This window comes from uncultured Winogradskyella sp. (genome assembly GCF_937958655.1).
Lineage (GTDB): Bacteria > Bacteroidota > Bacteroidia > Flavobacteriales > Flavobacteriaceae > Winogradskyella.
Window position 1 is genome coordinate 24,163 of record NZ_CALGNH010000013.1, and the last position, 12,456, is coordinate 36,618.

Annotated in this window: 5 protein-coding genes; all 5 read right to left on the reverse strand. The window is 35.7% G+C overall.

Features of this window, described 5'->3' with window-relative positions:
- Window positions 1–25 precede the first annotated feature (25 nt).
- Window positions 26–7,321, reverse strand: a complete 7,296-nt coding sequence (sprA, locus tag Q0800_RS02690) for a cell surface protein SprA (protein WP_299127397.1) — start codon at window positions 7,319–7,321, stop codon at window positions 26–28.
- Window positions 7,321–7,902 (reverse strand): Holliday junction branch migration protein RuvA, encoded by a 582-nt coding sequence (gene ruvA, locus Q0800_RS02695; RefSeq protein ID WP_299127398.1) that lies wholly within the window; start codon window positions 7,900–7,902, stop codon window positions 7,321–7,323. Before ruvA ends, sprA begins: the two co-directional genes overlap by 1 nt.
- 72 nt (window positions 7,903–7,974) lie before the next feature.
- A complete protein-coding gene (locus tag Q0800_RS02700; protein WP_299127400.1) occupies window positions 7,975–10,260 on the reverse strand; it encodes an NADP-dependent malic enzyme in 2,286 nt (761 codons plus the stop codon).
- Window positions 10,261–10,328: 68 nt separating this feature from the next.
- Entirely contained in the window at window positions 10,329–11,294 is a 966-nt protein-coding gene (gene queG / locus Q0800_RS02705) for a tRNA epoxyqueuosine(34) reductase QueG (RefSeq protein WP_299127402.1), read from the reverse strand.
- A 50-nt stretch (window positions 11,295–11,344) separates the two neighbouring features.
- A complete protein-coding gene (ruvB, locus tag Q0800_RS02710) occupies window positions 11,345–12,367 on the reverse strand; it encodes a Holliday junction branch migration DNA helicase RuvB (protein WP_299127404.1) in 1,023 nt (340 codons plus the stop codon).
- Window positions 12,368–12,456: the final 89 nt, after the last annotated feature.

The following is a 12,456-nucleotide window of genomic DNA, read 5'->3' on the forward strand; positions in this document are numbered from 1 at the left end:
ATGGTATTCAAAAATTATTATGAATTTAATTTCCGAAATTATACCTTAACGTTATCCCAGATCTTAAAGAAGTTTGAGGAAAAGAGGTAGATATTGCAAAATCTGAAAACGTGTAATCAAAGTAGAAAATAGCGGTTAAGTTTTTACTAAATGCATAATCTGCAGTATACTTTAGGCCCCAAATAGTCTGACCAGCCGTTATTTGATTATTTTCTAAGTCTAAATACCTTATAATGGTTTTATTATCTCTTACGGAGATATCTGCTCGCATATTTAAATCGCTCTTAATCACCTGTTTTGCGCCTGCAAGTGCAGAACGTATTCTTAAATCCTTTATACGGTACCCTAATCCCAGTGTGTACTCTTGCCCTTGTATTTCGGTCATTAAATTATTATCAAAACTGAGTGATAATAATCTATCTTTTTGGATTTCGGCTAGTACTTTAATTGAATTCTTCATCTCAAATTCTAATCGAATTAGAGGGCTAAACTGTTCTTCTAAATTAATATTGCTAAAGATTGTTCTCGCTTTAATATTTTCAGCTTGGTCTAAAGCATCCGCATTTTCTGGTGAGTTAAACGCAGCATCTAGATTATAGTCTTCAAAATCTAAATTAGTTCTAAACTGATTTATAGTATATCGAGATCTGTATCCGTGTTGTATAGAAAAACGTCTAAAGGTTTTCTTAAACCACGGAATTTTCATTAAACCGGTATACTTTAACGTCCAGTTTGGTATTGGAATATCTCTAAATGCACTTGTAGTGATCTTGTCTGGATTTGTACCTTGATATGCCGATAAAAAAGCGGGTATTAATACACGCTGGCTATTTTTACCAAAACCTTCTGGAAAGCCTTCTGCATCTGTACCAAACGGTGTGTTACCGTAGAATTCTCTGGCCAACCTATTGGCTATAATTAAACGATTTGCTCTAAAATCATCAAACGTAGCAGATTGTGTGTCGTCACTTTTACTAAATGCTGTTTTTACTAAGGCTGTTGATATATTAAAATTACCAAATGAATTTGTTACAAGGTCATCATACTCATCGCTAAGGCCATCATTGTTAGTGTCTAATCCTCTAAAATTTTCTGTAAGATTTTCAGCATAAGTCCTATTACCAATTAAATCGATTTTTAAATCTCTCATTGGTTCAATATTTACAGAATAGTCTAATGCTTTGTTAGTAATTTCAGTGTATTGTTGGTTAAACTGACCAAACGTTGTAAGCCAACCATTTCTGGCCACCACATCTCTTATATCACGCTGACTACCAAACGTATAACCTAAAGTTGGTCGAAGTGTCCCTACAAAACCAGGAGTTGGTAAGTATCCTGGTAAAAACGTTCCATTATTTTCTGTATACCCAAATTGTATACGCTTAACCATGGTAATAATATCCACCAACGTATTATAAGCTTTTTTACCCGAACTCAGTTTATTTGGTTTTTTAGCGTTATCTGCAACTGTTTTAGAATCTCTATTTGTCCCTCGCTTTGCCGGAGTTGCTCCTCTAGATCGTCCTCTGCCACGCTGATTTCCTTTTCTAACTAAGCCAATAGACTTATAAAAGGTTTCCATATTAAGCGTTGAGTTAATATTATGGGTGTTAGAATTCTGAATAGAATGTCCTAAATTAAAAGAATTAAAGGTACCTGGATTATTAGGATCCTCGAGCTGCAAACCTTCATTTAAATCAGACCCTTTTTGCCATTGAAACGAGCCATTGTAAGCATAAGTCGTTCTTAAAAAACTTAATGCTGGTATTTTATATAAGGGCAGTTCATAGTTAACCTGAATCTGTTGGGTTTGAAAATTTGGATCTCCTAAATCAAAGAAACCATCCCAGACGTCTAATGATGGGTCTTGCCTACCATTAATACGATTATCAATAAAATAGTTTCTAACAATGTTAGAATTTGCTGCAGTAAAATTAAGACTTAAGGCATCCGTAAGGTTATAATTTATGGCATATTGAAAATCGAAGGTGTAATTTCTTCTAAACAGTTCTTCTATACCAATATTATTACCACCAAGTTCTACTTCTCTAAATCGTTGTTTACTAAACTGTCTGTTTATATCTGTATTTACAGAAAAATTTGTTGGTACTGGGTTAAAATTGAAGTCTTTTAAAATTTTCCAATACTTGCCAGTAAATAGGGAATCATTCTTTTTAAATGGTTCTATCTTAAGAGGTTCAAACGCATAATTATAATTAACCCCTGCTCTTATATTTTGGTCTAAAGAATTTTCAATTTCAAAATCGCGGTGTTCTACTTTATTGTAGGAATAGTTGAAGGTTAAATTTTCTACATCATAAAAGTTCTTTTTAGCCTCACCTGTTTTTTGCTTGCGTACTCCAATAAAATTGATGCTTTTTCGCTTGGTATAATCTTCGGACTGGTTTCTAATCCGTTCTTCATCTTCGGCAGTATCTGCGGCATCTAAGCGCGACTCTAGGGTTAGATCATTGTAAAACTGATCGAACTTTGGTGTTACTAATTCTTCACTTTGTGCGTAATTAAAAGGAATTTGCAAACCCCATTTTTTGGGTAATAATTGTCCTAATTGTACATTAGTAACAACGTCGTATTGTTGCACATCCTCTAAGCTGCGCTCGTTTGGCCCTTGGTCTATACCTCCAAAACCTATAGTACTTCGTCTGCCAGTTGCACTTATATCTGCAAAATCTGCGATGTTTGAATCCATACTCACTACGGCTGCCCAACCTCCTTCATTTTCTAAACCAGACATACGTAACTCATTAAACCAAACCTCACCACAAGCGTTACCACCAATACCAGAATTTTTAACACCTACCATGAGGACTCTAATATTACCAAAATTAGGATTTCCCTTAATAGCAACACGTTGCTGCCCAATTGGTAAAGGTGCAAACTCTAATACCGGAGTTGTATTTAACTCTCCATTAATAACATCGTAAAATGTTGGATCTTCCTCGGCAAGTGTTTGGTTAGATATGCCTTCGGATTTAATGCGTTGAAGCACCTCTAATGACATGTTTATTTCATTGACTTCTGGCCATATACGCTGATCTAACGGAAGACTAGAATCTACAAAATCTGAGGGTTGCAATGGCACTTCTATTTGATAAAAGTTTTGTGTAAAGTCATTACCCATTCTAATAAAAGCCACTAACTCTCCTGGCTCAAGTGTTTCTCCTTCTTGTGCTTCTGCATGTAAGAACATACGCAAGTTTTTATACTGACGCATATCTACATTAATATTTTTAAATACACCTCTAGAATCTTGGCGTTCTAAATCACAGGCTTGCAATACTAAAGACTGCTCATTTTGTCTTATAATATTATTATTGTTATTTAGTTCTTCTCGTCTAACTCCAGGCGGAATAACATAGCGATCTCCATTTTCTTGTTCTCCGATTATAGCTACATTAAATTCTGCATCGGCACTATTGTTTGCAGGGTTATTATCTAAATCTAAAGTATAGCGTCTCCAGTCGCTACGCACTAAATCTAAAGTAGCGAAACGTAAAAACGTTTCTTCAGTAAATTCTTTTAAAAATAGACGTGCAAAACGCACAGATCTTATATCACTAATACCACCTATACGCCTTGTTTCTTCATTTATTGGCAACCGATATTGATACCATGTAACATCCCTTTGGTCGCCATTAGGTAAGGTGACTGTGCGCTGCTTTATATCGTTAATCTGGGGGTTATTAATATTAAGGTTATTTGGATTCATTTCCACCTCATACTCAAAATAACTATCAATAGTATTCATGGTGTTGTCTCTATTGATATCTTCTACATCTGGTTGGGTTGTTGCACCTCTATTGGTATCGGTGAACACATCTGGCGTATTCCCTTGCTGCCCATTATAACGCTTATAACGCTCAAAAATATTACCTTCCGTATTTAAATAATAATTATAGTTGTCGTTGGATGGATCTTCTCCAAATTGGGCTCCAAAGGCAGCAATTTCTTCGGCATCGTCATAACCGTCATAACCAACATCTTGGTTCGCTCTTTCATCTCCTGTAGTAGCAAATGTGTATATTAAAGATTGGTTTTGTGGCACAACACCACCAAAAACGGTTGGATTTAGAAATGAAACATCACCATCTTCTGGCAAACCATTTTCGTATTGTTTATTGCCATCCTTAAGGACATCTTCAGAAATATTACCAAGGTTAATGAGTAATTTTCCACCTTGATTATTTGGGTTATCTAAAAATGGATCTTGTACCCAAAACTCAATATATTCAACGTTAGCTTGCTCAAAATCTGTAGATGCAATCTGTCTGGTTATACCTGCCCAGCTTTCAGTAGGGTCTAAAGGCATATTATTAGCAGCCATAGGATCAAAGTTGTAAGGCCCACGTTCGGTTGGGTAATACGCTAAATCTAAAGTATTTATAACTGAGGTTTGCCCTTGTACTATATCAATTTCTGGAAAAATTTCATCAATAAATACACGTCTGGTATATAAGTTAGATATATCATCTTCCGTAATCCCGTCTGGTCTTTGATTACTAAAAAAGATGGGATCAATTGTATACCAATTTAAAAAGGCTCTGTTAAAACCATTTTCTATACCTGCGGCAGACTCTGGGTCATCTACACCATCACCATCTAAGTCTGTTGGTCTACTAGATAAAAACCAAGACAATGGACTCAATAAATCTATAGAACCTTGTGTTCCTTCAAAATCATCAATATATGCTGTTGCTTCTCCATTAAAATCGGTACCATTAGGTGCACCTGGAAGTAAATACGCAAACTCACCTCTTAACGATAAATTAGAAGGCACATCCGTATCTATATTTGGCAGTTTATTTGCTAAACGCGTTAGAAACGGTACCTCAGTAGAATAATTACCATTAAATCCAAAAATGGTATTGTTAATTGGTTCTGAGTTAAAGTTTGCTTTTTGAGTAATTGGTCGTTCATTAAGATTTAATAACGTTGCTCCCAGTACGAAATTTTCGTTAAACTGGTGCTCTATATTTAAACCTGTAAATCGTCTGGTTTGCTGTCCGAATACAGCATTGTTTTCTACAGAAACATCTATTGGTGTGTTAGATGCTTTTAAGGCTTCGTCTAATATTTCTACTCGGCCTAGCTGATAATTAACGGTATAATCTACACCTTCTACCAAAACACGACCACCTGCGGTAACTCTCACAGAGCCTCTTGGTACATTAAATGCTCCTATAGGAATACCTCCATCACCACCACTGCTCTTAAAACGTCCTTTAATTTGAAACTTGTTTTTCTTTGCCTCGTCTAAGGCGGCTATTTTGGTTGATTTATATAATAAATCGTATACATATTTTTCTTGGTTCTCATTGGGATAGGTATCTTGCTCGTAATCTACTTCGTTATTACTTGGATTGTTATCATCATCTAATACATCAAACAAATAACGTCCAAATGGTTCAGTTTTAGTAAAAATTATCTTTCCATTTTGTGTAAGTACCGTCAATCCAGGCACATAGTCGAAGAAGCCATCACCACCTTCTTGTGGGTCATTATTAAAATTAAGTCGGTCTAAATGAAATAAGCGTATTAAAGGGGTTTCATTAATAGCCGAGTCATCACTATCAAAAGGTGTATTGTTATCAAACGTTGGAAATTGAGTTCCTTCTACAGGTAGAATATAATTTACTGGTGAGGCCTCTGTATAAAATATATTTAATCTAAAATCTTCCTGACTTAGTTGAAATGCACCAGTATCGTAGATATTCTTCATCATTAAGTCCCAAATTGGCTGATCTACAGCGGTTACTGCACTCTTTAGCATTTTTAAGACTAAACTTTGGTTATTTACAACTTGGTTACCATTTTCAACATCATTATTAACTTGAGTTGCATCTACTCCATCATTGGCAAATTCACCAACCTGAAAAACTTCTCCTCCTCTTGTATATTGAAATGCAACCGCTAATACTTCATCATTAAGAAGCCTTTGGTTAAGCGATATATACCCTAACTCGGAGTGTAATACGTAGTCTTGGCCTTCAATAAGTTTACGAGCTGCTTCCAATTTTCCAAAATCAAACCCCTCATTTACTGGTACTTGCACACCAGCTTCTACATTGGTAATATTTCTAACAGCATCTGTTAATAAAGAACCTGAACCGCCTATATTTGTTGGATCAAATTCGTTATTACCATTATCTGGCAAGGCTCCTGAAGCTACATTAACAAAGCCAGCAGGTTGCGGATCTAATCCGATATTGACGGGTTCTGACTCTCCAAGATCTTGAAAAGCCACAACATTTCTTACATTTTCCGTTTGATTGTTTCTGTTAGTAACCCAGACTTCTACTCTGGTAATTTGTAAACCTTGATTATCTATAAATGGATATTGTAAAAGTGCTTTATCGTAAGTATCTCTAAAATAATGCGCTAAGAAATAATGCCTGTTTTCGTCGTAATCCCTTGCAAAAAACTCAAACTCTTCTAACGTTCCTCCTCCTTGTGCTGTAACAGACCGTGACTGTGATTGCTGCTCAGAAAATACAGCTGTTACTCGTGTTTTACCAAATTGTAATTCAGTCTTTACACCAAATAAACTCTGCGCACCGTTAATTAAAGAACTGTTTAATGGCATATTAACATTACCAACCTCGATCTTTCTTACGATATCATCTTCCGTTGGCGTATATTCTAACTTTACGAGTTGCTGAAAATCGAACGTAGCCTCAGTGTCATAATTTGCGGTAACTTGTAATCTTGTACCAACTTTACCTAGTAAACTTAAACCTATTCGCTGATCGAAATCAAACGTAAAATTGGTTCTGTTTCTTGGCGAAAATGAAGGGTTATCTTGCCTAGAAAATAGCACGCCTAAATCTACCTCGGCATATCCACTCGGAATAACACTAATGGTATTACCACCAAAAATGGTTTCGAACAAATCTGAATTTACATAGAATTCTGGTAATAGATTCTTTTGAGCTTCTTCTGAGCCTTCTTTTTGTCCGGCAGCAGCATCTGCCATTTGCTTGTAATAGTCTTTTAATTTTTCTTGTAAAACTAATTTCTGAAATTCGTCAGGTGTTAGTATTAAGGGATAATTGATATTAAAATTTCCTATTTTTTCTGTGTAGACATAGCGATCTAAAATAGGGTCATACGTATATTTTGAAACAATACTATTTGGGTTTGGCATTTTTAATTTACCAAATGCAAATATGGTCTTAGTAGAGTCTTGTATTTGTTCGGTTTCTTGAGCATTAGAGCTTAAGGACACTAGCAAAATCAACACCAAAAGGCATAAGCAACTAAAAGACTTAATTTGATTATAGTTAGTTTTATTCAATATCATTATAACTTTTTGAGAGCTTCTTTAATAATTTGCTCAACCTGTGCTTCTGGTTCAAATTTAACTATAGCATCCACAACTTTTTCGGACTGTTTTTTATTAAACCCTAAAACTTCTAATGCAGATAACGCCTCATCTTTGTTAGTATTGTTTGGTATTAAAGAAAGTTCATCTATTCCATAAACTTTTAACACTTTATCTTTTAGATCTAAGATAACACGTTGTGCTGTTTTAGCTCCAATACCTTTAACACTTTGGATTAATGCTACGTTTTCTGAAGCAATGCCATCTTTTATTTGTTCTGGCGTTAAGGATGATAGCATTGTGCGTGCCGTATTGGCACCTATACCACTAACAGAAATTAGTAATTTGAAAATTTCGCGTTCTACTTTAGACGAAAAACCAAATAAACTATGAGCATCTTCTCTTACTTGTAAATACGTGTACAATCTAAGGTTTTCTCTATCTGGGATTTGAGAAAAGGTATGTAAGGATATATTTATAAAATAGCCCACACCATTGCAATCTATAACAACATCTGTAGGATTTTTTTCAACAAGTTTCCCCTCTATGTGAGTAATCATGAATAGTGATAGTTAGAAGTCCAAATGTAATAAAATTATTTACATTTAGTTATGGACTTTATAACTAAGGATTTACTTTTTTTGTTGACGCTTTTTGCGTTCTTGCGCATCCACTACCGCAACAGTTACCATGTTTACAATTTCATCTACACTTGCCCCTAATTGTAATATATGAACAGGCTTATTTAAACCTATCATTATTGGACCTATTGATTCTGCTTTATTGAGCTCCTTTAAAAGCTTATACGTAATATTAGCTGACCCCAAACTTGGAAAGATAAGCGTATTTACTTGTTTACCTGCGAGTTTAGAAAACGGGAAAATATCTTGAAGCATTTTAGAATTTAGTGCAAAATCTATTTGTAATTCACCATCAACTGTCATATCTGGATAGGTATTATGCAAATAGGATACGGCTTCTTTCACTTTCTTTGCTTCTGGATTATCTGATGATCCAAAATTAGAATACGAGAGCATTGCAATAACAGGTTGAATCCCTAACATTTTAACGACCTTAGATGTCATATAGGCAATTTTAGCCAAATCATCTGCACTAGGATTTATGTTTATTGCTGTATCGCTTAAAAACATAGGTCCTCTTTGAGTCATCATAATATTTGTGGTTGCAATTCTGGTAACACCTTTGGCCTTTCCTATGAGTTCTAACATTGGCTTAACCACTTTAGGATAACTTGTGGTATAACCAGAAATTAAGGCATCTGCATCTCCTTCATTTACCATCATAGCCGCAAAATAATCGCGCTCTCTCATAATTTTTCTGGCAAAATACTGAGTAACCCCTTTCCGCTTTTTACTTTTCCAATAGGCATCTGCATATTTATTTTTTCGCTCTAACTCTTCATCAGATTTGGGATCGATAATTTCAACCTTGGCATCAAACTCAATCTCTTTTTTTAATACCTCTATGGTATCTTTTCTTCCTAGAAGAATGGGTATTGCTATGCCCTCATCATATGTAATTTGTGCTGCCTTTAATACATCTAACTGATCTGCTTCAGCAAATACCACACGCTTAGGGCTTATTTTTGCTTTATTAGAAAGTAGCCGCACTAGCTTATTATCTGAGCCTAATCGTTCTAATAATTGATTTTTATAACGTTCCCAATCCTCTATAGGTTCTCTTGCTACACCACTTTCCATGGCCGCTTTTGCCACTGCAGGAGGTACTTCAGCAATAAGCCTAGGATCAAAAGGTTTTGGAATTATATAATCTCTACCAAACGTTAGCTTGGTTTCTGAATAGGCAATATTTACTTGTTCAGGCACTGGTTCTTTGGCTAAATTAGACAAGGCCTTAACGGCAGCCATTTTCATGGCTTCGTTAATTTTAGTGGCTCTTACATCTAAAGCTCCTCTAAAAATAAAAGGAAATCCAAGTACGTTATTTACCTGATTAGGATAATCACTACGACCTGTAGCCATAATAATATCGTCTCTAGTATCTATGGCAAGTTTATAGTCTATTTCTGGGTTTGGGTTAGCCATAGCAAATACAATAGGATTTGCTGCCATTAACTTTAGCATCTCTGGTGTTACAATGTCTGCCATAGATAATCCTATAAATACATCTGCATTAGCCATAGCTTCATCTAAGGTATCTATTTTTCTATCTGTAGCAAATTCTGCTTTCTGCGATGTTAAATTACCTCTATCCTTACGTATTACGCCTTTACTATCTAGCATTACTATATTTTCGCTTTTAGCGCCAAATGCCTGATACAAACGTGTGCATGAAATTGCTGCCGCACCGGCACCACTAACCACAATTTTTACGTCTTCAATATTTTTATCTGCCAGTTCTAAAGCATTGATAAGCGCTGCTGCCGAAATAATTGCCGTTCCATGCTGATCATCGTGCATCACAGGGATATCCAACTCTTCTTTTAAGCGCTGTTCAATTTCAAACGCTTCTGGTGCTTTAATGTCTTCAAGATTGATACCACCGAAAGTTGGAGCAATATTCTTTACAGTCTCTATAAATTCATCAACATTTTCTGTATTTACTTCAATATCAAAAACGTCTATATCTGCAAAGATTTTAAATAACAAACCTTTACCTTCCATCACTGGCTTAGAAGCTTCTGGTCCTATATTACCTAATCCTAAAACTGCTGTACCGTTAGAAATTACAGCAACTAAATTTCCTTTAGCTGTGTATTTATAAACGTTATTCACATCCTTTTCTATTTCTAAACAAGGCTCAGCCACACCGGGTGAATAGGCTAAAGATAGATCGCGTTGAGATGCGTACTTTTTTGAAGGTACAACTTTTATCTTTCCTGGTGTGGGCTTAGCGTGGTATACTAAGGCTTCTATGCGTTTGCTCTGTTTACTCATATCTCAGTAGAATTGAACCGCAAAGATACACATTGATTATGGTTATGAAAATTAAGATTGTTTTAGTTCTAAGAATTTAAAAACTCAATATTCCGCTTTAACCCAGAAAACTTAGTCCGCTTAACAGCTGACTTTTTAAACACTTTTCTAAAGGTGTCTTCTGTAATCTCCTCCCAATCTTTTTTGGTCATGGATAACAAATCAGGGTGTGGATTAAAGAGTGGTTCATTATGTGATTTTGAAAACCTATTCCAAGGGCAAACGTCTTGGCAAATGTCACAACCGAACATCCAATCATCAAATTTACCTTTAAATTCTGTTGGAATATTGTTTTTAAGTTCTATCGTAAAATACGAAATACACTTACTGCCGTCAACCACATAAGGCTCTACTATAGCTTCGGTTGGGCATGCATCTATACAAGCGGTACATGTGCCACAGTGATCCGTTACGGGTGTATCGTAGGCTAATTCTAAATCGATAATCAATTCGGCTATAAAGTAAAACGAGCCAACTTGTTGCGTTAATAAATTAGAATGCTTCCCTACCCAACCTAATCCTGATTTTGCTGCCCAAGCTTTATCCAATACTGGAGCAGAATCTACAAATGCACGACCGTGGACTTCACCTATTTCCTCTTGTATGAATTGGAGTAATTGTTTCAGTTTGTCTTTTATTACAAAATGGTAGTCTGTTCCGTAGGCATATTTAGACAGCTTATAGCTATTTGCCGTTTGCTCTTGGCTTGGATAGTAATTTAGCAACAAGGACACCACACTTTTTGAGTCTTCTACTAGCAAGGTTGGGTCTAAGCGTTTATCAAAGTGGTTTTCCATGTAGCGCATTTCCCCGTGCATATTTTGGTTAAGCCACTTTTCTAATCTTGGTGCTTCTTCTTCTAAAAATTCAGCTTTACTGATGCCGCAAGACAAAAAACCGAGACGTTTGGCTTCGGTTTTGATGAGTGAAGCCCTTTCTCTAGCTCTTTCCCCAAGGGAAAGAGAACTCAGACTGGTTGCATTTCGCTTACTCATAATTTAAAGATTATAGAATTTCTTTCCCTTTGGGAAGCTAAGGATGAGCTTTAAAAAAGTCCTCCCTGTATTGGACCTTTTATTTTACCCAAATGCTTATAAGCTTGTTCTGTGACTTCTCGTCCACGCGGTGTTCGCATTATAAAACCTTGCTGAATTAAAAAAGGTTCATAAACTTCTTCTATGGTTTCGGCACTTTCACTAACCGCTGTTGCTAAAGTGGTAATACCAACCGGTCCTCCCTTAAATTTATCGATTATTGTGGTTAATATTTTATTATCCATTTCATCTAATCCATGGGCATCTACATTTAAGGCTTCTAGCGCAAATTTGGCAATTTCAATATCTATTTTACCATTACCTTTAATTTGAGCAAAATCTCTCACTCGCCTTAACAAAGCATTTGCTATTCTTGGCGTGCCTCTACTGCGTCCTGCAATTTCAATAGCGGCTTCCATAGATATAGGCATGTTTAATATTGATGCGCTACGTTGTACTATGGTCGTTAATAAATCTGTTTTATAATATTGTAACCGACTACTAATACCAAAACGAGCACGCATTGGCGCTGTTAGTAGACCAGACCGAGTTGTAGCGCCAACTAAAGTAAAAGGGTTAAGATTTATTTGAACCGTTCTAGCATTTGGACCAGATTCAATCATAATATCAATCTTATAGTCCTCCATTGCAGAATATAGGTATTCCTCTACTATAGGACTTAACCGATGGATTTCATCAATAAATAGTACGTCTCTATCGTCTAAGTTTGTTAATAAACCTGCTAAATCACCTGGCTTATCTAACACTGGCCCAGAAGTCACTTTTATACCTACGCTAAGTTCGTTAGCTAGAATATGTGCTAATGTGGTTTTACCTAATCCTGGCGGGCCATGAAAGAGTGTGTGATCTAATGCCTCATCTCTAAGATTTGCAGCTTGAACAAAAACTAATAAATTTTCTAATACTTGATCTTGTCCAGTGAAGTCGTTAAAAGTTAACGGACGTAACTTTTTTTCTACATCTAGCTCTTCTGGGCTAAAGTTATCGTTGGATGGATTTAGATTTTCGTTCATCTTTAGTTCCTGAGAAAGTAGGAATCTTTATAAATTATATATTAAAAATTCTAAAGCAACGCTTAGACAAGCTTAGCGTAACAGTTAAG

Excerpts from the sequence above, each read along its gene's own strand:
- sprA (WP_299127397.1), bottom strand. The coding sequence starts at position 7,321 with ATGATATTGAATAAAACTAACTATAATCAAATTAAGTCTTTTAGTTGC.
- ruvA (WP_299127398.1), bottom strand. The coding sequence starts at position 7,902 with ATGATTACTCACATAGAGGGGAAACTTGTTGAAAAAAATCCTACAGAT.
- Q0800_RS02700 (WP_299127400.1), bottom strand. The coding sequence starts at position 10,260 with ATGAGTAAACAGAGCAAACGCATAGAAGCCTTAGTATACCACGCTAAG.
- queG (WP_299127402.1), bottom strand. The coding sequence starts at position 11,294 with ATGAGTAAGCGAAATGCAACCAGTCTGAGTTCTCTTTCCCTTGGGGAA.
- ruvB (WP_299127404.1), bottom strand. The coding sequence starts at position 12,367 with ATGAACGAAAATCTAAATCCATCCAACGATAACTTTAGCCCAGAAGAG.